Origin of the sequence: Aeromonas media (assembly GCF_020423125.1) — a bacterium.
GTDB lineage: Bacteria > Pseudomonadota > Gammaproteobacteria > Enterobacterales > Aeromonadaceae > Aeromonas > Aeromonas media.
In genome coordinates this window covers 4,428,551-4,450,337 of record NZ_CP075564.1, presented here as the reverse complement: position 1 = coordinate 4,450,337, position 21,787 = coordinate 4,428,551, and the positions used below count along the sequence as shown (strand labels likewise).

General features: G+C 62.2%; 20 protein-coding genes. 8 read left to right on the top strand and 12 right to left on the bottom strand.

The window, feature by feature from the left end; genetic code table 11:
- Positions 1-20: 20 nt before the first annotated feature.
- The 3 genes from KI797_RS20580 to rhlB form a co-directional block, all read right to left on the bottom strand.
- On the bottom strand, positions 21-1,007 hold the full coding sequence (locus KI797_RS20580) for a DUF4382 domain-containing protein (protein WP_226170848.1): 987 nt from the start codon (positions 1,005-1,007) through the stop codon (positions 21-23).
- Positions 1,008-1,209: 202 nt separating this feature from the next.
- Positions 1,210-2,700: a guanosine-5'-triphosphate,3'-diphosphate diphosphatase gene (gene gppA, locus KI797_RS20575; RefSeq protein ID WP_005328890.1), complete on the bottom strand. Its 1,491-nt coding sequence runs from the start codon at positions 2,698-2,700 to the stop codon at positions 1,210-1,212.
- 13 nt (positions 2,701-2,713) lie between these two features.
- On the bottom strand, positions 2,714-4,003 hold the full coding sequence (gene rhlB, locus KI797_RS20570; RefSeq protein WP_041206690.1) for an ATP-dependent RNA helicase RhlB: 1,290 nt from the start codon (positions 4,001-4,003) through the stop codon (positions 2,714-2,716).
- Between the two features lie 113 nt (positions 4,004-4,116).
- Here rhlB and trxA point away from each other — a divergent pair, with 113 nt between their 5' ends.
- From trxA to fre, 5 genes are all read left to right on the top strand, one after another.
- Complete coding sequence (gene trxA, locus KI797_RS20565; RefSeq protein ID WP_025328829.1) at positions 4,117-4,443, top strand: thioredoxin TrxA; 327 nt, start codon at positions 4,117-4,119, stop codon at positions 4,441-4,443.
- A 206-nt stretch (positions 4,444-4,649) separates the two neighbouring features.
- Entirely contained in the window at positions 4,650-5,915 is a 1,266-nt protein-coding gene (rho, locus tag KI797_RS20560; RefSeq protein ID WP_010672370.1) for a transcription termination factor Rho, read from the top strand.
- 107 nt (positions 5,916-6,022) lie between these two features.
- Entirely contained in the window at positions 6,023-7,027 is a 1,005-nt protein-coding gene (locus KI797_RS20555; RefSeq protein WP_226170847.1) for a hypothetical protein, read from the top strand.
- Positions 7,028-7,060: 33 nt separating this feature from the next.
- A complete protein-coding gene (gene ubiD, locus KI797_RS20550; protein WP_005328898.1) occupies positions 7,061-8,530 on the top strand; it encodes a 4-hydroxy-3-polyprenylbenzoate decarboxylase in 1,470 nt (489 codons plus the stop codon).
- Positions 8,531-8,685: 155 nt separating this feature from the next.
- Entirely contained in the window at positions 8,686-9,384 is a 699-nt protein-coding gene (fre, locus tag KI797_RS20545) for an NAD(P)H-flavin reductase (protein ID WP_005328900.1), read from the top strand.
- A gap of 103 nt (positions 9,385-9,487) precedes the next feature.
- On the opposite strand, the gene ubiK is transcribed toward fre, so the two are convergent.
- Positions 9,488-9,745, bottom strand: coding sequence for a ubiquinone biosynthesis accessory factor UbiK (ubiK, locus tag KI797_RS20540; protein ID WP_041206692.1), 258 nt, complete (start codon positions 9,743-9,745; stop codon positions 9,488-9,490).
- A 301-nt stretch (positions 9,746-10,046) separates the two neighbouring features.
- Between ubiK and KI797_RS20535 the strand changes: the two genes are divergently transcribed.
- Positions 10,047-12,464 (top strand): VolA/Pla-1 family phospholipase, encoded by a 2,418-nt coding sequence (locus tag KI797_RS20535; protein ID WP_226170846.1) that lies wholly within the window; start codon positions 10,047-10,049, stop codon positions 12,462-12,464.
- A 199-nt stretch (positions 12,465-12,663) separates the two neighbouring features.
- Here KI797_RS20535 and glpG read toward each other — a convergent pair whose 3' ends face one another.
- Positions 12,664-13,497, bottom strand: coding sequence for a rhomboid family intramembrane serine protease GlpG (glpG, locus tag KI797_RS20530; RefSeq protein WP_226173191.1), 834 nt, complete (start codon positions 13,495-13,497; stop codon positions 12,664-12,666).
- A gap of 29 nt (positions 13,498-13,526) precedes the next feature.
- On the bottom strand, positions 13,527-13,850 hold the full coding sequence (gene glpE, locus KI797_RS20525; RefSeq protein WP_005330007.1) for a thiosulfate sulfurtransferase GlpE: 324 nt from the start codon (positions 13,848-13,850) through the stop codon (positions 13,527-13,529).
- A 167-nt stretch (positions 13,851-14,017) separates the two neighbouring features.
- Here glpE and KI797_RS20520 point away from each other — a divergent pair, with 167 nt between their 5' ends.
- Positions 14,018-14,611 (top strand): LysE family translocator, encoded by a 594-nt coding sequence (locus tag KI797_RS20520; protein ID WP_226170845.1) that lies wholly within the window; start codon positions 14,018-14,020, stop codon positions 14,609-14,611.
- Here the strand turns inward: KI797_RS20520 and KI797_RS20515 are convergent.
- The 6 genes from KI797_RS20515 to KI797_RS20490 form a co-directional block, all read right to left on the bottom strand.
- On the bottom strand, positions 14,590-15,435 hold the full coding sequence (locus tag KI797_RS20515) for an AraC family transcriptional regulator (RefSeq protein WP_226170844.1): 846 nt from the start codon (positions 15,433-15,435) through the stop codon (positions 14,590-14,592). The genes KI797_RS20520 and KI797_RS20515 overlap by 22 nt on opposite strands.
- Positions 15,436-15,437: 2 nt before the next feature.
- Positions 15,438-16,139: an ABC transporter ATP-binding protein gene (locus KI797_RS20510; protein WP_005330014.1), complete on the bottom strand. Its 702-nt coding sequence runs from the start codon at positions 16,137-16,139 to the stop codon at positions 15,438-15,440.
- A gap of 10 nt (positions 16,140-16,149) precedes the next feature.
- Positions 16,150-16,935, bottom strand: a complete 786-nt coding sequence (livG, locus tag KI797_RS20505) for a high-affinity branched-chain amino acid ABC transporter ATP-binding protein LivG (protein WP_043132444.1) — start codon at positions 16,933-16,935, stop codon at positions 16,150-16,152.
- Positions 16,932-18,200, bottom strand: coding sequence for a high-affinity branched-chain amino acid ABC transporter permease LivM (locus KI797_RS20500; RefSeq protein ID WP_005330027.1), 1,269 nt, complete (start codon positions 18,198-18,200; stop codon positions 16,932-16,934). The genes livG and KI797_RS20500 overlap by 4 nt, the downstream gene beginning before the upstream one ends.
- Positions 18,197-19,123, bottom strand: a complete 927-nt coding sequence (livH, locus tag KI797_RS20495; RefSeq protein WP_005330030.1) for a high-affinity branched-chain amino acid ABC transporter permease LivH — start codon at positions 19,121-19,123, stop codon at positions 18,197-18,199. Before livH ends, KI797_RS20500 begins: the two co-directional genes overlap by 4 nt.
- 64 nt (positions 19,124-19,187) lie before the next feature.
- Complete coding sequence (locus KI797_RS20490) at positions 19,188-20,309, bottom strand: branched-chain amino acid ABC transporter substrate-binding protein (RefSeq protein WP_041206698.1); 1,122 nt, start codon at positions 20,307-20,309, stop codon at positions 19,188-19,190.
- Positions 20,310-20,744: 435 nt separating this feature from the next.
- Between KI797_RS20490 and KI797_RS20485 the strand changes: the two genes are divergently transcribed.
- Entirely contained in the window at positions 20,745-21,749 is a 1,005-nt protein-coding gene (locus KI797_RS20485; RefSeq protein WP_005330032.1) for a substrate-binding domain-containing protein, read from the top strand.
- Positions 21,750-21,787 lie beyond the last annotated feature (38 nt).

Here is a 21,787-nt window from a genome sequence, read left to right as displayed (position 1 = left end):
GCCCCTGATCCCCTGGCCCCTTACTGGAAGTTGATGCTGGTGGTGGGAGCCGCCACCGTCTGAGCCTTCAACACCTGCTCCAGTTGCAGCGGGTCGCCGGCCAGTTCAGGATCATCCTCGTCGCCGTTGCAGACCAGCGTCATGTCGTAATTGCCGAGGTTCACGAAGCCCAGCTCGTAGCCGTAGCCACCACCAGCCAGGGGCAGTACGGGGGCGCTGGCATAGAAGCCGTTGTCGAGGTCGGCCATGTCGGGATAGGCATCATCCCCTACTGGTCGCGACTCGTCGTAGAAGTAGACGAAGGCCTTGTCGGTCAGCAGACCACCGCAGAGCCCCTCGGCCACAGTGCCACTGACGGTCGCCACCTCGGTATTGTTCACCAGACGCACGCCTCTGGGTTTGAGCTTGTAATACTCTTCATGTCCCGGCAATACCATGGAGTGACGCAGGTCGAACTCGGTGGTGAAGGCGCTGAGACCGTTGGCGGCAATGGTGAAGGCATCCAGCTTCAGTTCATTGCTGGGGACTTCCAGCGGCTTGATCACACCATCATCCTGCCTGACGTAGGAGTAGGGGGTGCCATCCAGAAACTGGTTGCCCGCATCCCGGCCATCCAGGACCCGCAGCCGCATCTGGCTGTATTCGCCGGGAACCACGCTCTGGCTGGCCAGCAGGGGGCGGCTGGCGGAGCCCGGGTATTTCAGCAGGTCGATGTAGGTAAACAACGGGTGTCCCGAGCTGTCGAGGGGGATGAGTTCCCCTGCCGGCGTGCAGCCATCGTCCTGGGCCGAGGTCAGGAAGCTGGCGGTGCTCCATGCCTGCTCTGTGCCTGAGACGGGATGGATGCTGATGTTGGAAACGGCGATGCAGACCTTGCTGACCGAATCCACCGGGGCGTCGGAGAAGGCCAGGGACATCTGGGCGTTCTGTGGGTTGTCGTTGCTGTCGCTGCCGCCACCACAGGCGGTCAGCAGGGCGGTCAGGCCGATCAGGGTCAAATGTTTCATGGTTTCCGTTCCTATGGGAGAGACAATCCAACTCTAGCCGAGCTGGCGATAGAGGCTAGATGGCTGGAGGGAACGGAGATCCGGGGTTTGGTTAAAAATTAAATAAAATCAAAGGAAAGGCCTTGAATGGTGCCGAACCTGGCTGCGAAAGAGATTGTCGGAACAGATGGGAAAAGGAGCAGAGTGGGCGCGTGGCGCCCAATCAGGCTTCCTGCACGCGGGTGGGCCAGCCCATCTTCTGCTGGCGTTCCATTTCGAGTCGCAGTTCGCTGGCGCGCAGGTAATGTTCGTCCATCCATCCCTTGGGCAGAGTCAGAGTCAGTGACTCCTCCTCGGCCTGCAGGGTGAAGCTGGGCACAGTGCCCTGGGTGCGGCGCATGCAGAGGATCAGCGCGATGCGCAGGATGCGGGCCAGCCGGATCGCCTGGCGACCGGTGACTGCGCCCTGTTTTTCCAGGGTATCCAGCTTGAAGTCGTCCCGCTGGTTGAACAGCAGGGCCGACAGCAGCTTCTTCTGCGCGGGGGTGAAGCCCGGCATGTCGATGTTGTCGATGATGTAGGCAGCGTGTTGCGGCGCCTTCTTGTACTCGATGCAGAGGCCGATCTCGTGCAGCAGAGCCGCATAACGCAGGATCGGGCGTCCGTAACGCTTGGAGAGACGCCAGGCCGGCTGTAACTGGGTGAAAGCCAGGACGGCGGTATCGCGTACCCGCTCGGCGTGCTCTTTATCCAGCTGATAGCGGCTGATCAGGCTGTCGGCGGTTCTGTCCCGGGCATCACAGTCGTGATTGTTGCCGAGCAGACCGTAGATCAGGCCTTCCCGCAGGGCGCCGCCCGCCAGGGTCATGCTCTCTATTCCCAAGGTCTCGAAGATGGCGATCAGGATGGCGAGGCCGGAGGGGAACACGGTCAGTCGCTCGGCCGCCAGCCCTTCCAGCTGAAGTTGATCCAGCTTGCCACAGGCGATGGCCTGACCCATCAGCTCCTGCAACTTCGGCAGGGTGACCCGCTCGCTCTTCCCTTGCGCCAGCATGATCTCCTGCAGCGCTTGCACCGTGCCTGAGGCGCCGACGCAGGTGCGCCAGCCGAGGGCGCGGTAATCTTCCGCCACCTTCTCCAGCACCGCCTTGGCGGCGGCAATGGCCTGCTGGAAACGGGCCTCGGAGAGCTCACCGTCACCGAAATGATTGTTGAGCCAGGTGACGCAGCCCATGTGCAGGCTGTTGAGCAGTTTTGCTTCGCTGTGCTCGCCGATCACCAGTTCGGTACTGGCGCCGCCGATGTCGATCACCAGCCGGTTGCCTTCCCCGGCAGAGGTCCAGGAGACCCCTTCATAGATGGTCTTGGCCTCTTCCTCGCCCGAGATGATCTCGATGCTGTGGTTGAGTACCCGTTCCGCTTCGCTGAGGAACTCATCGACATTGGTGGCGAGGCGCAAGGTGGCGGTACCCACCACCCGGATGTTGTCGGACGGAATGTCCTGCAACTGCTCGGAGAACAGGCGCAGACAGTCCCAGCCCCGCTCCATGGCGGCACGGCTGAGACGAAATTCCGGATCGAGACCGGCGGCGAGGCGAACCTTGCGCTTGACCTTGGTGACGGTGCGCAGGGCACCGGCGACCTCGCGCACCACCAGCATGTGAAAGCTGTTGGAGCCGAGGTCGATGGCGGCATAGAGAGGCGAGTTGTGCAACTGGGCCTGTCCCTCAGTTCTTGCGTGGCGGACGGCGGCGGTTGTTGCTGTTGCCACCACCCTGGCGATCCCGCATGTTGCGGTTCACCGGCTGGCGGTTGCGGAACACCCGTTTCGGGGCGGTTACGTCATCCAGCAGGGATTCACGATCGTACTTGCTGACCGGGATGGGGTGGTGGATGTACTCCTCGATGGCCGGCAGGTTGAAGGCATAGTCTTCACAGGCCAGGCTGATGGAGTGACCGCTCTTGCCGGCACGACCGGTACGACCGATGCGGTGTACATAGTCTTCGGCGTCGTCGGGCAGGTCGTAGTTGAAGACATGGGTCACGTCGGGGATGTGCAGACCACGGGCGGCCACGTCGGTGGCGACCAGTATGTCCAGCGTCCCCTTGGTGAAGTCTTCCAGGATCTTCATCCGCTTCTTCTGCGGCACGTCACCAGTCAGCAGGCCGACGCGGTGGCCGTCGTTCTCCAGCCACGCATGCACGTCTTCGCAGACATGCTTGGTGTTGGCGAAGACGATGGCTTTTTCCGGCCACTCCTCTTCCATCAGGGAGAGCAACAGCAGCATCTTGTCTTCGTTGGAGGGGTAGAACAGCTCCTCCTTGATCCGCACGCCCGTCATCTGCTCCGGCTCGATCTGCACGTGTTCCGGGTGGTTCATGTGCTCGTAGGCCAGCTCCTGCACCCGCAGGGAGAGGGTGGCGGAGAACAGCATGCTCAGACGTTCGGTCGGGGCAGGCATGCGGCGGAACAGGAAGCGGATGTCCTTGATGAAGCCGAGATCGAACATGCGATCCGCTTCATCCAGCACCACGACCTGAATGTTGCCCAGATCGATCACATTGGACTTGAAGTAGTCGATGATGCGGCCCGTGGTGCCGATCAGGATGTCGACACCCTGTTCCAGCACGGCCAGCTGCTTGTCATAGCCTTCGCCACCATAGGCGAGGCCGAGCTTGAGCCCGGTGGAGGCGGACATGCCTTCTGCATCGTTGTAAATCTGGACCGCCAGCTCCCGGGTCGGGGCCATGATGATGGCGCGGGGCTGGTTGACGAGGCGCGGCCTGGTCAGCGGATGGGTCAATAGATAGTTGAAGGTCGCGGCCAGGAAGGCAAGGGTTTTGCCGGTCCCCGTCTGGGCCTGACCGGCGAGGTCATGGCCTTCTACCAGCAGCGGCAGAGACAGTGCCTGGATGGGCGTACAATAGTGAAATCCCTTTGATTCCAGACCAGCCAGAACTTCGGGTTCGAGGCCCATTTGGGCGAATTTTTCGGTCGTTAAGTGTGTTTTGCTCATGGCGGTAGGTTATCAGGTTAGGCTTGCAATAATAAACAGGATCATTTCAAATAGGGCAACTATTGCCTTTGTTGAACCATCAATAAAGCCTTAATTACTGACTGGAGTTGGAGATGAGTGACAAGATTGTTCAGCTGAGCGATGCCAGCTTCGAGGCCGATGTAATCAAAGCCGACAGCCCCGTTCTGGTCGATTTCTGGGCTGAATGGTGCGGTCCGTGCAAGATGATTGCCCCGATCCTGAACGAAGTCGCCCAAGAATATGCCGGTCGCGTGACCGTGGCGAAATTGAACATCGATCATAACGCCGACACTCCGCCCAAGTATGGCATTCGCGGTATCCCGACCCTCTTGCTGTTCAAGAATGGCGAAGTGGCAGCGACCAAGGTCGGCGCCCTGTCCAAGACTCAGCTGAAAGAGTTCCTGGACGGTAACCTGTAATAATCAAGAAGGAGCGCATTGCAATAATGCGCTCCTTGTGTTTTATCACCTAGACGCTCATCCCGATTGGTGCTAGTTTATCGCTCGTTTGCTAACCTTTTTGCCTGACTCCTTGCTTAACAGCAGCCTGGCAAGTCAAATCCGATCAGCATCAATCCAGCAGACTGTCTCCTCATTTCAATCCTTGCTTACAGACTTTCACCACTATGAATCTGACTGAATTAAAGAACACTCCTGTGTCCGAGCTGGTACAGCTTGGCGAATCCATGGGGTTGGAAAATCTGGCTCGGGCGCACAAGAAAGACATCATCTTCGCGATCCTCAAGGCGCACGCCAAGGGTGGCGAGGATATCTTTGGCGACGGTGTGCTGGAAATCCTGACCGACGGCTTTGGCTTCCTGCGCAGCGCAGACGGCTCCTATCTGGCAGGCCCGGATGACATCTATGTCTCCCCGAGCCAGATCCGCCGCTTCAACCTGCGTACCGGTGATACCATCTCCGGCAAGATCCGGCCGCCGAAAGAGGGTGAGCGCTACTTCGCGCTGCTCAAGGTCAACGACGTCAACTACGACCGTCCGGAAAACTCCCGCAACAAGATCCTGTTCGAAAACCTGACCCCCCTGCACGCCAACGAGCGTCTGCGCATGGAGCGTGGCAACGGTTCCACCGAAGACATCACCGCCCGCGTGCTGGATCTGGCTTCCCCGATTGGTAAAGGTCAGCGTGGCCTCATCGTCGCACCGCCCAAGGCCGGTAAGACCATGCTGCTGCAGAACATCGCCCAGAGCATCGCTTACAACCACCCGGACTGCGAACTTATCGTCCTGCTGATCGACGAGCGTCCGGAAGAAGTGACCGAGATGCAGCGCATGGTGAAGGGTGAAGTGATCGCCTCCACCTTCGACGAGCCTGCCTCCCGTCACGTCCAGGTTGCCGAGATGGTGATTGAGAAGGCCAAGCGCCTGGTCGAGCACAAGAAGGACGTGGTGATCCTGCTGGACTCCATCACCCGTCTGGCGCGCGCCTACAACACCGTCATCCCGTCATCGGGCAAGGTGCTGACCGGTGGTGTGGACGCCAACGCCCTGCATCGTCCGAAGCGCTTCTTCGGTGCGGCCCGTAACGTCGAGGAAGGCGGCAGCCTGACCATCATCGCCACCGCGCTGATCGATACCGGCTCCAAGATGGATGAAGTCATCTACGAAGAGTTCAAGGGTACTGGCAACATGGAACTGCACCTCTCGCGCAAGATTGCCGAGAAGCGCGTCTACCCGGCCATCGACATCACCCGCTCCGGCACCCGCAAGGAAGAGCTGCTGACCGCGCCGGACGAGCTGCAGAAGATGTGGATACTGCGCAAGATCATTCACCCCATGGGCGAGATCGACAGCATCGAGTTCCTCATCGACAAGCTGGCAGCCACCAAGACCAATGACGAGTTCTTCGACTCCATGAAGCGTCAGCAGAAATAACTGCATCTTGGAATGACAGAACCGCGGCCCAGGTCGCGGTTTTTGTTTATCTATTTCACGGCTGGCTTAGTAGTATGTAGCCTCGATGTCACAAGGAAAGGGACGTCATGAAGCTGGTATTTCTCATCGGACTCTGCTGGATGCTGGCTGCCCCTGTGCATGCTGATACCCTGCCGCAGCTGCAGGCACCTCTGGTGGCGGACGAGGGGTTGGAGGGGCACCGGGCGTACCTGGATAGCCGCATGGCATTGGGGCAGTTTGATGCCATGGACTCGCTGCTCGAGACCCTGTCGGTGGGGCAGCGGGAGTACTTGCTGCATCAGCTGCTGAGCGGGCTCAAGTCATCGGATGCACCCAGCCCCGCCCTGCTGGCCTGGGTGCGGGCGCAGGCCGCCAAGGCGCCGCAATGGCTGGTGGAGGGGGAGGTGGACGGTTTCCTGGTCCAGCTGCCCGCCTATGATTTTGCCGCCGAGGCCAGGCTGGTGCTCAGCCACTGGCAGCAACTGGCCTGGCAGGACAACTACCGCCAACTGCTGGAGCGGAACAGCTTCGACTACAAGCAGCTCTACTACAGCCGCAACCCTGAGCTGGCCCGGCAGCAACAGGCGCTGCTGGCCGTGCTCGATGACCAGCCCGTTCCAGTGCTGCGACGCGAGGCCGACCGGCTCGCCTCCCTCAATCTCTTCCTGCCTGACAACCAGTTGCTGCTGCACCTCATCGAGCGGACGGGCGACACCGCACTGTATCTGAAGCTGTGGCGCCAGCCCGTAGATCACGACAGCCTGGCTGCCCTGCACTCCATTCCCCGCTTCCATACCGGCCAGGAGGCGAGCGATCTGCTGATCGCCGCCAGCCGCAACGGGCGGCTGATGATCCCCGCCTTGCAGCAGCTCAGCCGGCTTTCACCGCTGCCGGACGGTGCCCAGCAATATCTGCTGGCGGAGCTCGGCAAGCATCAATATGGCGGCCTGGTGGCCGGTCTCTTGTTGCAGATGGACGAGCCCAGGTTGCTGGGCCAGCTGGCAGACAGGCTTACCCGGCAGGAGCGACGTCACACCTCGTCCGTGATGCTGCCCGATACGGGTACACCGGATGCGCGGCCAGGGTTATAATGCGGAACCTCCTGATCCCGCTAGGGTACCTGCATGAAATACAAGGACTTGCGTGATTTCATCGCGCAGCTGGAACAAACCGGACAGCTCAAGCGCATCAGCCGCGAGATAGACCCCTATCTGGAAATGACCGAAATCAGCGACCGCACCCTGCGTGCGGGCGGCCCGGCCCTGTTGTTCGAGAATCCCAAAGGCTACTCCATGCCGGTGCTGACCAACCTGTTTGGCACCCCGGATCGGGTCGCCATGGGCATGGGCCAGCCCAATGTCGGTGCCCTGCGCCAGGTCGGGGTCTGGCTCTCCTACCTGAAAGAGCCAGAGCCGCCCCGCGGCCTCAAGGAGCTGATGGAGAAGCTGCCCATCTTCAAGCAGGTGCTCAACATGCCGACCAAGCGGCTCTCCTCCGCCCCCTGTCAGCAGGTGGTGCTGGAGGGAGACGCGGTGGATCTGGACCAGATCCCGATCCAGCACTGCTGGCCAGGTGACGTGGCCCCCCTGGTGACCTGGGGCCTGACCATCACCCGCGGTCCCTACAAGAAGCGCCAGAACCTCGGTATCTACCGGCAGCAGAAGATCGGCAAGAACAAGCTGATCATGCGCTGGCTGGATCATCGTGGGGGGGCCATCGATTTTCGCGAGTGGCAGGAGGCCCACCCAGGGGAGCGTTTCCCGGTGGCGGTGGCCCTCGGCGCCGACCCTGCGACCATACTCGGCGCGGTGACGCCGGTGCCTGATTCCCTCTCCGAATATGCGTTTGCCGGCCTGCTGCGCGGCAGCCGCACCGAGGTAGTGAAGGCCCTGAGCTGCGAGCTTGAGGTGCCCGCCAGCGCCGAAATCGTGCTGGAGGGCTATCTGGAGCCCGGCGAGATGGCGCCCGAGGGCCCCTATGGGGATCACACCGGCTACTACAACGAGGTGGACGAGTTCCCGGTGTTCACCATCACCCACATGACCATGCGTCGCGACGCCATCTATCACAGCACCTACACCGGCCGTCCACCCGATGAGCCGGCCGTGCTCGGAGTGGCATTGAACGAGGTGTTCGTGCCGCTGCTGCAGAAGCAGTTCCCCGAAATCGTGGACTTCTACCTGCCGCCGGAAGGCTGCTCCTACCGGATGGCGGTGGTGACCATCAAGAAGCGTTACCCCGGCCATGCCAAGCGGGTGATGCTGGGGGTCTGGTCCTTCCTGCGCCAGTTCATGTACACCAAGTTCGTGATCGTCTGCGACGACGACATCAATGCCCGGGACTGGAAGGACGTGATCTGGGCCATCACCACCCGGATGGACCCGGCACGGGACACCACCTTGATCGAACACACCCCCATCGACTACCTCGACTTCGCCTCGCCGGTCTCGGGGCTCGGCTCCAAGATGGGGCTGGATGCCACCAACAAGTGGCCGGGAGAGAGCAACCGGGAATGGGGTCAGCCCATAGTCCAGGACGAGGCGGTGAAGCAGAAGATCGACGGGATCTGGGACGAGTTGAAGATCCTCGACTGAGCGACCCACCCGGGCTGGCGGCCATACCGACGCAAAAGTGCGGTATTGCCGTGCCGAATTGGGTATGCTCGACAGACTTGACCACCAACTGGTCGCCATAAAAACAGTGAAACCATGAGCGAAGCGGGCCGGGCAGGCCCCTCACAAGGACAAGAATGCAACGTATCAAGTGCCGCGTAGAGGAACTGCGCGAATATGTCGACACCATCTGGCACGTGGCCCTGACGCCGCAGCAAGCGGTGAGCTTCAAGCCTGGCCAGTATCTGCTGGTGGTGATGAGCGATTCGGACAAGCGCCCCTTCTCCATCGCCAACTCGCCGACCCGCTCCGGTGTGCTGGAGCTGCAGATCGGTGCCACCCCGGAAAATGCCTACGCCGGTCAGGTGCTGGCCCGCATGCGCGAGCAGGGAGAAATCGAGATCGAACTGGCGGCGGGCAAGGCGTTCCTGCGTGACGAATCGCCACGCCCCCTGATCCTGATGGCAGGCGGCACCGGCTTCTCCTACGCCCGTGCCATCCTGGAGTATCTGATCGATACCGGCAGCAAGCGCCCTGTGTTCCTCTACTGGGGCGTGCGCCAGGCGCACTGGCTCTATGAGCAGGGGCAGATGCAGCAGTGGGAACGCGATTATGCGCCGCTGACCTTCATCCCCGTGGTACAGGAGCCTGAGGCGGACTGGACCGGCAAGACCGGCCTGGTGCACAAGGCCATCATGGATGACTTCGTCAGTCTGCATGACTACGACATCTATGTGGCCGGTCGCTTCGAGATGGCGGGTGCCGCTCGTGAGGAGTTCAAGGTGCTGGGTGCCGAGCCCGAGCGCATCTTCGGCGACGCCTACGAATTTATCTGAGCGCTAGCCGAGGGCGATTCACCAGTCTCTTCGGTGAGCCAGAAACAACAAACCCCAGCCAGGCTGGGGTTTGTCTTATGTGCCGACGGGACGTCGGGCCGGATTACTCGCCCTTGGCGCCGAGCTGCTGCTCGAGCTGGGCCAGCTTGGCCTCGAGGGCGGCCAGCTTCTCCCGGGTGCGCAGCAGCACCTTGGTCTGCACGTCGAACTCCTCGCGGCTGACCAGATCCAGCTTGCCCAGCTGGGCCTGCAGCACCTGACGGGTCTTCTTCTCCACCTCTTCACCCATGCTGCGAATGCCGGGCGGCAGGGCGTTGTGTATCTGTTTGGCGATCTCTTCCAGTTTTTTCGGGTCGATCATGGGGTTCTCCTTGAGCAATGGCGCCATTCTACCGACAAATCCCTCTCTTTGCCGAGATCGGGGCGGCTTTTTGCGCCACTGGCCCTGAAAGGCTCTGGTCGGGTCTGGCGATAACAGTAAGGCTGCTACCCTTTCTCGTCGGGGTTCAATTCCAGTTCCTTGATGTTGTACACAAAAAAATCAGATCAGATGACCGACCAGAGGCTTATTAATTGTTGCGTTGCTGTTAATATGATTCGGTCGGGTTTGGACCCTACCCCGTCAGGCTCATCATGGATAACAACATAAAAGAGATAAGGATATGAAAAAAAAGCTAATTTATGCGGCCGTCGTCAGTGCGCTGCTGAGCGGTTGTGGTGGCAGTGACGACAACAAAGGCGATACCTCAAGCTATCTCGATTATCTGCTGAGCGGCACCAATGCGGCGCGCCCCAGCGCCCTGGCTGCCCGTGCCAGTGACGGCACCCTGAAGTTCTCGACCGAAACGGCCGATCTCTCCAATCCCGTCTCCGCCCTCTCCACCCTGGATGGCTGGTCCACAACCCAGGCGATCCAGATAGTGCCCGTGACAGCCTCGGGCATCACCGTCAAGGCGCCAGCCGCCGGCGAATTCGGTGCTTCCGTGGCCCCGCTCTACCTGCTGGAGCTGGAATTCGACAGCGCCGCCCTGCGCCCGAGTGGCGTGAAGAAGGTGCTGGCCTACGGGGTAGACTTCGTGGTCGCCGAGTCGGCGGGCAAGCTGAACCTGGTGCCGCTCAAGCCGCTCAATCCCTCTTCCTACTACATGATAGTGGCGACCGATTCGCTCAAGGACAGCAGCGGCAACCCCCTGCGGGCGGGCAGCGACTATAGCAACTACAAGAGCACTACCGGCAGCAATGCCCAGGAGCAGACCATCAGCGGCCTGATCGCGCTGCAGGAAGGGCTGTTCAAGGCGGCTACCGGCATCACCAGCGACCACGTGATCTTCTCCGACTGGTTCGGTACCCAGTCCGGCGCCGACGTGCTGGTGGCGGTGAAGGGTGCGGCCGCCTCCGTGCTGAAGAGCCCGACCCTGGACGCTGCCGCCCTGTGGAAGCAGGATGCCCTGGGCAACACCAGCCTGCCGGGTACCTACACCTTGGCGGTGAGCGGCGGCAACCCCTTCCTGACCCAGCTGGACGCCGAGCCCTTCCTGCCGCAAGAGCAGAAGGATGCGTTGGCCGCCGCCTTTGGTACCGGCACCCCGCTCAACGGCCTGGCCCAGATGACCACCGTCTACAGCGGCACCGTCAAGCTGCCGTACTTCCTCTCCTCCCCGGCCACCGCCGGCTCCTGGGACAAGGCCAGGACCCAGTCCTGGCACGGTGCCATCCCCAGCCTCTATGCCATCGCCAATGCCCTGAAAGCGCAGGATGCCGAGGTGATCGGCGGCCTGGTGGGCGCCGGTGTGGATCCGGCCCTGCTGGGCGAGCTCATCGCCGATCCGAGCCGTCAGGCCGAGCTGCTGGCGGAGGCGAGCAAGCTGATCGGAGTGACCCTCACCTCCGGTGGCAAGCCGCTGGATCCCGAGATGAACGTGGGCCGCTTCAACCCGCTGCCGGCACTGGAAGAGGTGCAGTCCGTGCCGATGCGGATCTTCGCCGCCGCGCCGCTGGCGAACATCACCGACGTGATCATCTATCAGCACGGCGTCACCTCGGTGAAGGAGAATGCCTACGCGCTGGCATTGGGCCAGATCGGCGCCGGCGTTCAGGCGAGCAAGAACGTGGCCGTGGTGGTGATCGATCATCCGCTGCACGGTGAGCGCGGCTTCGCCCTGACCGGCAGCATGGACTCGGTGACTACCTCCGACAACCCGACCCCCTACCTGAACCTGAGCTACCTGACGGTGGCGCGCGACAACCTGAAACAGAGCGTGGCGGATCTGTTGGGCCTGCGTCTGGCGGTGGGGCTGGCCAATGCCAAGGGTGCCATCGGCACCACAGGCAGCCTCAAGGTGCACTTCCTGGGTCACTCCCTGGGTGCCATCGCGGGCGCCAACCTGCTGGCGGTGGCCAACCAGTCCATCGGCAATCCCCAGGCCGATGCCCTGTTCAAGTTCGACACCGGCGGCCTGGCCATGCCGGGGGGTGGCATCGCCCCGCTGCTGCTGAACTCGCCGACCTTTGGCCCGACGATCCAGATGAGCGTGCTCACCGGTAGCAGTGCCGCCCTGAAGACGGCCTTCACCGCCTATGCGCCGAACTGCAAGACCGCGGTGCCGACCTGCTTCGTCAACGAGTTCCTGCCAAGCTTGGATGCAACCACTCAGGCGAGCGCGGCCGGTACCCTGCAGAGCTACAGCTTTGCAGCTCAGTCGGTGCTGGATTCGGCGGATCCGATCAACCTCGGTCGCGGCATAGCGGCGGACTTCCCGCTGTTTGCCACGGAAGTCGTCGGCGATGGCGCCCTGAGCCTGTCGGATCGGGTGATCCCGAACAGCATCGCCACCGCGCCCCTGGGTGGCACCGAGCCGCTGTTCAAGGTACTGGCCCTGCAACCCCTGAGCGCGACCGGTGCGGCCAACCACCACGCCACCCGCTTCGTGGCGGGGGGACACAGCTCGCTGCTGGCACCGGACGAGAACTTCGATCCGACCGGCGCCGTCACCACCGAGATGCAGACCCAGTTCGGCAGCTTCTTCGCGAGCGATGGTGCCATGGTCAAGGTGTCCGACGCCAGCCTGCTCAAGCAGTAAGCCTGTCGGCCAATAACAACGCCGCCCCTCGGGGCGGCGTTTTCGTTTCTGGCAATGGGTACAGGGATCGTCAGGCGGGCCTGTGATGCCTGTCCAGCCAGCCTTGCAGCAGGCCGACCAGCAGACCCACCAGATGGGCCATGTTGGCGGTCGCTCTGGCTGCCGAGCAGATTGCAGCCGCCTCGATGACTACAACAACTCAGGTGGGTCTGTGGTGCCTGTCCAGCCAGCCTTGCAGCAGGCCGACCAGCAAACCCACCAGATGGGCCATATTGGCGGTGGGGGTGCCGAGCAGGTCGAAGAAGCCGAGCACCAGCCAGACCAGCATGAAGCCCATCAGGGCCGGCGGCATGGTGAGGCCGCAGGCGGGCTGCAGTCTGGCACGCAGCCAGCTGTAGCCGAGCAGGGCATAGACCACCCCGGAGAGGCCGCCAAAGCGCGGGCCACTCACGAAAAACTCGGCGATATTGGGCAATGCAGCTCCGACGATGAGCAGGATGAACAGCTTGCCGCTGCCGAGCCGCTGCTCGATTTGGCCGCCGAGATACCACCACCACAGCAGGTTGAACACCAGGTGCAGCACCGAGAAGTGGATGAAGGCCGGGGTGACGTAGCGCCAGGCCTGCCAGTCGGTGAACTGGGCCAGGGTCGGGTGGAACGCCAGCTCATCGAAGATGGGCAGGCCTATGGCGTCGAGGGCATAGATGGCCAGGCAGGCGATGATGACCACCAGGGTCAGGGGGCCCGCCTGATGCAGAAAATCGGTGACCGGATCCGTCATCCCCTTGCTGTAGTCGATGCGGGCATCCGCCCGGCCGGACTGCCAGGAGGCCTCCATGTAGCGGGGGTGATTGGGCTCGGCGAGGAAGCGCTTCACCTCCTGCTGGGCCTGGGCGAGGCGCCGCTCGTCCGCCAGCCAGACCGAGACGCCGAGCTCGGACTGGGTCAGCTCGCACGGGATGCCCAGGGTCGCGAGGTAGTCCACCAGCGCCTGGGCCATGCGGGCGTCCCCCAGCACCAGCAGCTGGATCATGCCGGCTGGGGAGGAGTGGCCCCCCCCTGTCATGCGTCGCCTGCCTGGATCGGGAACTCCCTGCGCCAGGCCTCGAAGCCACCGTCCAGGCTGTAGACGGCGTCATAGCCCTGTTGCAGCAGGTATTGGGCCGCCCCCTGGCTGCTGTTGCCGTGATAGCACATCACGATCACCGGGGTGTCGAAGTCCACCTCGTTCATGAAGCGAACCAGGGTGCCGTTGGTGAGGTGGAAGGCGCCGACCGCGTGGGCCGTCTCGAAGGATTGGGGATCGCGAATGTCCACGAGACGGGCCTCACCGGCCTCCAGCTTCTGGTGGGCATCCTGGGCGCTGATATGGGCAAACTGGTCCATTGAGATGTCCTGCAAATAGATGATTGAGGGCCAGTTTACCGCAAGCCGTGGCTTGCGCTAAGTCCGCAATGTGCCTTGCCATGTGCCGCGGGATCGCAATTTCCTTCAATATCGGCCTGGGTGGGCCGGATAGGCTGGTGGCTCAATCCTTTGCGTGAGCATCATCCATGGAAATCAGTCTGTTGTTGTCCATGTCCGGGTTTGCCCTGGCCATGTCCATCTCCCCCGGCCCGGTCAACCTGGTCGCCCTCGGCACCGGCGCCCGTTACGGCTTCCCGGCCAGCCTGCGTCACGTGGTGGGGGCGACCCTCGGCTTCATTTTCCTGCTCCTGCTGATGGGGTTGGGCCTCGGCGGTGCCCTGTCCCAGTGGCCGGTAGCGGCGGACGCCATCCACTGGGGCGGCGTGCTCTTTCTCTGTTACATGGCCTGGCAACTGCTGGTGGACAGGGGGCAACTGGAGCGGGTCGAGGGGGCGCCGCCTGCCTTCTGGTACGGGGCCCTGATGCAGTGGCTCAATCCCAAGGCCTGGCTGGCGGCCAGCATGGGAATGGGAGCCTATGGGGTTGCGGGCGGGGTGGGGCAGGTAGCCCTGTTTACTTCTATCTATCTGGTGATCTGCCTCGGCTCCATCGCCTGCTGGGCCTATGCCGGCAGTTGCATGCAGGGGCTGCTGCTCGTGCCTCGCCGACTGCGCTGGTTCAACCGGGCCATGGCGCTCTTGTTGCTGCTCAGCGCCGCCTATCTGGTACGTTCAGCCTGACGGGTGAGCTGGGTCCTGTACTGGCCCGGGGTGGTGGCGACCCGGCGTTTGAACTGGCGTTGGAAGTGGGCCTGATCCGCGAAGCCGCTGGCCAGGGCGACCTCGACCAGGGGCTGCCCCTGCCTGAGCAGGGTGCGGGCGTGGCGGATGCGTCTATCCAGCAGATAGGCGTGAGGGGTCATGCCGTAATGCTGGCTGAAGGCGCGCACGAAGTGGGAGGGAGTGAGCCCGGCCACCGCGCTCAGTTCGGCAAGGCTGAGGGGGCTGGCGCTGTCGTCCTGCATCAGCTCGGCAGCCCGTTGCAGGTGCTGGGGCGGGCGATCGTCCCAGCTGGCCGGGGTGAGCCTCGCCAGCAACTGGCGACTGAACAGATGGCAGGCCACCTCGCGGGCCAGGGGATCCGGCCCTTGCACCAGCTGGTGATGGAGGTGCTGCAAACCCTGGTAGAGCAGGGGATCCCGGCTCGCCGTCATGTCGAAGGGCCTGAACTCGCTGCCAAGTCCCGCTTCCTCCTGCTGGCTGCGCAGCCAGTCGGTATCGAGGTAGAACATCAGATAGGACCAGGGCTGATCCGCGATGGGATTGCAGGCGTGCACCTCTTCCGGGTTCATCAGCACCAGGGAGCCCGGGCCGACCTCCTGAAGGCTGCGCTGGTTGAGGTAGTGACTGTGGCCGCCGGTGATGGCGCCGATGGAGAAGTGGGGGTGGCTGTGCTTGTCGTAGCAGACGTAGCGGCCATCCTGCACCGCCCGCGCCTCGATGAAAGGCAGGGCAGGGTCGTGCCAGAAGCGGTGTCTGTCCGGCGCTTTCTCTGCCCTGCTCATGATCAGCCGCCGAGATAGGCCTGGCGCACTGCCGGGTTGGCGAGCAGGGCCGCCCCGGTGTCCTGCAGCACCACCCGGCCGTTTTCCAGCACATAGCCGCGATCCGCCAGTTTGAGCGCCTGGTTCGCGTTCTGCTCCACCAGGAAGATGGTCATCCCCTTCTGGCGCAGCTGCTCTATGGTGTCGAAGATCTGCTGGATGATGATGGGGGCCAGCCCCAGGGAGGGCTCGTCCAGCAGCAGCAGGCGCGGCTTGCTCATCAGGGCGCGGCCTATGGCCAGCATCTGCTGCTCGCCGCCGGACATGGTGCCAGCGCGCTGCTCCAGCCGCTCGTGCAGGCGCGGGAACAGGGTGAATACCTGATCCAGCAGGCCGTGTTGCTCGGCCTTGTCGACGAAGAAGGCACCCATCAGCAGGTTCTCCTGCACCGTCAGGCGGGCGAAGATGCGGCGCCCCTCCGGCACCACGGCGATGTCCTTGCGCATGATGCGGGCCGTGCTGAGGGTGTTGATCTGTTCCCCCTCGAACCAGATGCTGCCGCTGCTGGGCTTGGGTTCGCCGCACAGTGTCATCAGCAAGGTGGTCTTGCCGGCGCCGTTGGCGCCGATCAGGGTGACGATTTCCCCCTCTTTTACTTCGACGCTGACATCGTGCAGCGCCTGGATCTTGCCGTAGTGGGTCGATACGTTGCGAAGTTCTAACATCTTTTTGTCCTTACGACTCGCCCAGATAGGCCTTGATCACGGCCGGATTGTTGCGGATTTCATCCGGCTTGCCGTGGGCCAGCGGGGTGCCCTGGTTCACCACGAAGATGCGGTTGGAGATCTCCATCACCAGCTTCATGTCGTGCTCGATGAGCAACACGGAGACGCCAAACTCGTCCCTCAGGTTGGAGATGAGTTCGTTGAGCTCGTCGGTCTCGTGCGGGTTGAGACCGGCGGCCGGCTCATCCAGCATCAGCAGCTCGGGCCGGGTCGCCATGCAGCGGGCGATCTCGAGACGGCGCTGCTGACCGTAGGCCAGGTTGCCGGCGGCGCGGTTCGCGAGATCCTTGAGGCCCACCTTCTCCAGCCAGAAGGCGGACTGCTCCAGCCCCTCCCGCTCGGCACGGCGGAAGGCCGGGGTCTTGAACAGGCCGGCGATGAAGCCGGTATTGAGATGCCTGTGCTGGGCCACCAGCAGGTTCTCCACCGCCGTCATCTCCTTGAACAGGCGCACATGCTGGAAGGTGCGCACTATGCCCTTGCGGGCGATGAGATGGCCGGGCAATCCCTGGATCTCCTCGCCACGGTAGCGGATGGTGCCGCCGGTCGGGCGATAGAAACCGGTCAGGCAGTTGAAGATGGTGGTCTTGCCCGCCCCGTTGGGGCCGATGATGGAGATCACCTCGCCTTTGTCCACATCCAGCTTGACGCCGTTGACCGCCAGCAAGCCGCCGAAGCGCATCGACAGATCGGAGACATCGAGCAATTTGTTGTTGGTATTGTTCAGCTTGCTCATTTGCGCAGCTCCATATGGGGTCGGCTCATGGGCAGCAGTCCCTGCGGCCGCCAAATCATCATGAACACCATCAAGAGGCCAAACATCAGCATGCGGTACTCGTTGAACTCACGGGCCAGCTCAGGCAGCACCGTCATGACGATGGCTGCCAGTACCACCCCGATCTGGGAGCCCATGCCGCCCAGCACCACAATCGCAAGGACGATGGCCGACTCGATGAAGACGAAGGACTCCGGACTGATGAAGCCCTGGCGCGAGGCGAAGAAGCTGCCGGCGAAGCCCGCGAAGCAGGCGCCTATGGTGAAGGCGGTCAGCTTGATGATGGTGGGGTTGAGCCCCAGTGACTTGCAGGCGATCTCGTCTTCCCGCAGCGCCTCCCAGGCACGGCCCAGCGGCATGCGCAGCAGGCGGTTGATGACGAACAGGGTCGCCACCACCAGCACCAGCGCCATCAGGTAGAGGAAGATCACCTTGTGGTTCGCGTTGTAGGCGATGCCGAAGAACTCGTGGAAGGTCTCGAAGCCCCCGTCCTTGACGGTACGGTTGAACTCCAGGCCGCCCAGGGTCGGCTTGGGAATGCCGGAGATTCCGTTCGGGCCGCCGGTCAGCGTGGTCATGTTGTTGAGCAGGATGCGGATGATCTCGCCAAAGCCCAGGGTAACGATGGCCAGATAGTCTCCCCTCAGCCGCAACACCGGGAAGCCGAGCAGGAAGCCGAAGGTGGCCGCCATCAGGCCGGCGATGGGCAGGCACTCCCAGAAGCTCAGGCCGAAGTAGGTATTGAGCAGGGCGTAGCTGTAGGCGCCGACCGCGTAGAAGCCGACGTAACCGAGATCCAGCAGGCCGGCGAGGCCCACCACCACGTTCAGGCCCAGGCCCAGCATGATGTAGATGAGGGCCAGGGTGGCCAGATCGATGGCACCGCGCGAGGCCATGAAGGGCCAGCTGACCGCAAACAGCAGCACCAGGATGGCGGTGATGTTATAGAGCTTGGGCGCCTCCTCCGGGCTCGGCAGCACCAGCTTGGTGAAGCCGACGGAGAAGCCGCTGATGGAGGCCTGGAACAGGCGACTGATCTGGCCGCGCATCAGCTGGAACCAGAACACCAGGGCGGCGCCCCCCAGCAGCCAGGCCAGGGAGACATCGAGCCGGCTTACCACCAGCAGGCGGGAGCCATCGGTCTCCAGCTTGAAGCCGAGCAGCCAGAAGGAGAGCACCAGCAGCATCAGGCTGGCGATACAGGCATGGATAAATTGTTTTTTCATACCTTCTCGACCTCCGGACGACCCAGGATGCCGGTGGGCATAAAGAGGAGCACAAAGATGAGCAGGGCGAAGGCCATCACATCCTTGTATTCGGTGCTGAGGTAACCGGCGGTGAGCGCCTCGACGACGCCGAGCAGCAGGCCGCCGATCACGGCGCCAGGAATGCTGCCGATGCCACCCAATACGGCCGCGGTAAAGGCCTTCAGGCCGGCCATGAAGCCGAGGTAGGGGTTGATGACGCCGTAATACATGCCGAGCAGCACGCCCGCGACGGCGGCCAGGGCCGCCCCGAGCACGAAGGTGATGGAGATGACCACATGGGTATCTATGCCCAGCAGATTGGCCATCTTGATGTCTTCCGAACAGGCGCGGCAGGCGCGGCCCATGCGGGATCGGTTGATGAACTGGGTCAGCGCCAGCATGGTGATGAAGGTCACCACGAAGATGATGAGCTGCATGTAGGAGAGACTGGCCTGGAAGCCGTCCTCACCACCCAGGGTCCAGCCCCCGGAGATCAGGGTGGGCATGGCGATATCGCGCGAGCCCTGTGCCATCCGCATCATGTTCTGCAGGAAGATCGACATGCCGATGGCGGAGATGAGGGGGATGAGGCGGTTGCCGCCCCGCAGTGGACGATAGGCCACCCGCTCTATGGACCAGCCATAGCTGCCGGTGATGATGATGCTCACCAGGAAGGCGCCGCCCAGCAGCAGCACAGTGCTGTCGATGCCCATCATCGTGAGCCCCGCCATCACCATGAAGGCGACATAGGAACCGATCATGTAGACCTCGCCGTGGGCGAAGTTGATCATGCCGATGATGCCGTAGACCATGGTGTAGCCGATGGCGATCAACGCATAGGTGCTGCCTATGGTCAATCCGTTCAGCAACTGCTGAACCAGATAAAGAAGGTGTTCGGACATACCGCGTTCCCTGTACTTGCCCGCAAAGAAAGGAGGGGTGACTCATGTCACCCCGACCGGCAGATTATTTGACTTGAGTGGAGGTACCGTCGGCGTGCCACTGGAAGACACCGAATTCGAAGCCCTTGAGGTCACCGTTCGGTGCCCAGCTCAGGGGGCCCATGACGGTGTCGACCGGTGCGGCCTTGATGGCGGCAGCCACGGCAGCCGGATCATCCTCGCCCGCCTTGGCGATGCCGGCCGCCAGGGTCTGTACCGCTGCATAGGTGGTCCAGACGAAGGGACCTGAAGAGTCCTGACCCTTGGCCTTGAACGCTTCCACGATGGAGGCGTTGGCAGGCAGCAGATCGTACTTGTTCGGCAGGGTGACCAGCAGGCCTTCGGACGCCGGGCCGCCGATGGCGGAGATGTCCTTGTTACCCACCCCTTCCGGACCCATGAACTTGGCCTTCAGACCCTTCTCGCCGGCCTGGCGCAGGATCAGCCCCAGTTCCGGGTGGTAGCCGCCGTAGTAGACGAAATCGACGTTCTCTTTCTGCAGCTTGGCGATCAGGGCGGAGAAGTCCTTGTCCCCGGCGGTGATGCCTTCAAAGGCCACTACCTTGACGCCCGCCTTGTCCAGCGCCGCCTTGACGCTGGAGGCGATGCCTTCACCGTACTGCTTCTTGTCGTGGATGACGGCCACGCGCTGGGGTTTGACCTGCTCGATGATGTACTTGGCGGCGGTCGGGCCCTGGTCGCTGTCCAGACCGATGGTGCGCATGGTCAGCTGGTAGCCACGCTCGGTGATCTTGGGGTTGGTGGACGCCGGGGTCACCATCAGCACGCCTTCATCTTCATAGATGTCGGAGGCGGGCAGGGTGTTGTCTGAGCAGAGGTGGCCGACCACGAACTTGACGCCGTCGTTGATCACCTTGTTGGCGATGGCCACGGCCTGCTTGGGATCGCAGGCGTCGTCATAGATGACGGCTTCGATCTGCTTGCCCTTGATGCCGCCCGCCTTGTTGATCTGCTCGACCGCCATCTTGCCACCGGTGAACTGCATGTCACCGTACTGGGCGACCGGGCCGGTCAGAGGGCCGGCGATGCCGATCTTGATGGTATCGGCCGCATTGGCCATGGAGACTGATCCAAACAGAGCCAAAGAAACCGCTGCCCTGACTGCCATTTTGCTCAAGTTATTCATTGATTCGTCCCTTAATCAGTGGATTGTTTCATTTTCCGTGTGTCATTCCGAGCCTGTGTCCCGCCAGCCCGGCAATAGATAAGGTTCTATCATTCCTCGCCGTGCAATAACAAGATGTTAAAGATACTAACCATGCGGGGGTGGCAAGCCATTTTATGAAACAAATGCCCTGCCGTTTCACTATTGGTAGAGTTTAATTTTGTTTTTGTCGGTTAACATCTTCACAACAAGAGGTGTGTGCGGAAAAAATCAGAGTAAAAAACTGACGATATTTCATTCTGCGTCCGCTCTCATTTTGACCAAATTCCGTTTGCGCAAAAAGAAATGACCGCCTAGATTAGCCAAGATTGACAATTCACTGGCAGCTCTCGTTAAAACCAAGCCTTTATTCGGGAAATCTGCTACTGTTCCGCCTTTGTTATTCAGGAGACAGAGATGGCCACTATCAAGGATGTCGCCTCCAGGGCAGGCGTATCCATCTCCACCGTCTCACATGTACTCAATCACACCCGTCGGGTCAGCGAAGATGCAACCCAGAAAGTGCTTGAGGCGGTGGCAGAACTCAACTACGCGCCCAATTCGGTAGCGCGCAGCCTCAAGATCAATTCAACCAAGACCATCGGCATGCTGGTCACCACCAGTGCCAACCCCTTCTTCGCGGAAGTGGTGCAAGGGGTGGAAGCCTACTGCTTCGAGCAGGGTTACAGCCTGATCCTGTGCAACACCGAGAACCAGCCCCCCCGTCAGCAGCATTATCTGCGCATGTTGATGGAGAAGCGGGTCGACGGCTTGCTGGTGCTGGGGACCGACATCGACACCCCGCTGCGCGACATGCTGCGCATCCACAAGAACGTGCCTCAAGTGGTGCTGGACTGGGGAACCGAGTGTGATTTTGCCAACGTCATCAACGACAACGCCCGCATAGGTGCGCGCCTGGCCGTGCGCCATCTGCTGGAGCAGGGTCACACCAGCATCGTCTGCATCACGGGCCAGATCGACAAGCCGACCACCCAGCAGCGGCTGGACGGGGTGCGTGACGCCCTGGGCGAGCAGGGGCTGACCCTGAAGGATGAGCAGATCTTCGAAGGGGATTACGAGAGCCAGAGCGGCTACGATGCCATGCAGCGGATCCTGGCCCTCACGCCTCGCCCGACGGCGGTGTTTGCCTTTGACGATCCCATGGCCATCGGTGCCATCTGCGCCGCCTGGGAAGCCGGAGTCAAGGTGCCTGACGACATCTCCATGATCGGCTACGACGACGTAGAGATGGCGCGCTTCTCCAGCCCGCCGCTCACCACCATTCGCCACCCCAAGGCCGAGCTCGGCCTGCTGGCGGTGCAGCAACTGGTGAGCCGGATCCGCAACAAGGCGCTGGAAGTCGAGTCCATGACGGTCCAGCCCGAGCTGATCGTTCGCCGCTCGGTCAAGTCCCTGCGCTGATCGCCACTGCGGTTGCCCCCAAACCCCCTCCATCGCGA